At 43.4% G+C, this 1,045-nt stretch carries 2 protein-coding genes; one reads left to right on the top strand and one right to left on the bottom strand.

Features of this window, described 5'->3' with window-relative positions; translation table 11 throughout:
• The coding region (locus tag R7P72_RS26040) for an AraC family transcriptional regulator (protein ID WP_318111147.1) at window positions 1-480 on the bottom strand (480 nt) is incomplete at its 3' end.
• A 204-nt stretch (window positions 481-684) separates the two neighbouring features.
• Between R7P72_RS26040 and R7P72_RS26035 the strand changes: the two genes are divergently transcribed.
• Window positions 685-1,045 (top strand): iron-containing alcohol dehydrogenase (locus R7P72_RS26035; RefSeq protein ID WP_318111145.1); only part of this gene is annotated, 361 nt, incomplete at its 3' end.

Genomic DNA, 1,045 nt, shown 5'->3' with positions numbered 1-1,045 from the left:
TATCGCCACATCCAAATCGTTGCAAAGCGCCTTCATTAATCGCTTGCAAGCATCGAGCATGGCGTCGTTCATTCGAACCGATTTGAGGCCACAACGTTTAGAATCTTCGCAGATATTACTGAATTTCTGTGCTTCGAGCTTTTTCACAAGTTTGTGCAGCAACGTTGGCGAGATGTCGATAGAAATACCGAGCAAAGGCTCATTGTTGGTGGCAAATGCTTCACACTCTAGAGGCATAGGTACACCCACCACCAAATAGTCATCCGGACCATACTGAACTGGCGTTTGCCCTATATGGATGTTTTTATGCCCTTGGCCAAGCACAATGATCCCTGATTGATACACAAATGGTTGACGGTTATTGCCTTTGCTACTGCGATAAAACCAAACGCCTTCGATAGCAGTTTGCTTGATGCCTTCTAAATTGTGCAGATCATGCTTTTCAACATACTGCTGCATGGTTTCGGCTAATGTGTTCATGTAATGCTCCATAAACCGTCAATCGGTCTACGCTCTGTTGTCATTTTGCTCACTATACTTTCTCTTCTATTTCCGATTCCAGCGCTATAACAACAATTTTGTAGAAATAGGCAAGTAATTTACAGAAATCGACCTACAACACGACAAAAAGTCGTACTAATATGCACGTATTCAATCTCCTCAACTGGAAACAAGAGGTCTGCAATGAACTTTTCTTATGTCAACCCAACCAAAATTTTCTTTGGCCAACAACAAATCGCAGCAATCAAAGACGAGATCCCAGCGGATCAAAAGGTCTTGGTGATTTACGGTGGTGGCTCAATCAAAAAGAACGGCGTATACGACCAAGTAGCAGAAGCGCTCACTGGCCACGAATGGTCTGAGTTTTCTGGTGTAGAACCAAACCCAACAAAAGAAACATTGGATAAAGCGGTCGCTATCGTAAAAGATCAAAACATCGACTTTATTCTTGCTGTTGGTGGTGGTTCGGTTATCGACGGTTCTAAATACGTTGCGGCAGCATCAAAGTACGATGGTGACGGTTGGGACATTATGATCGGTAAGC

It is taken from the genome of Vibrio sp. Vb0888 (assembly GCF_033338835.1).
Lineage (GTDB): Bacteria > Pseudomonadota > Gammaproteobacteria > Enterobacterales > Vibrionaceae > Vibrio > Vibrio alginolyticus.
The sequence above is the reverse complement of the archived record's forward strand: the minus strand, read 5'-3'. Positions and strand labels throughout refer to the sequence as shown.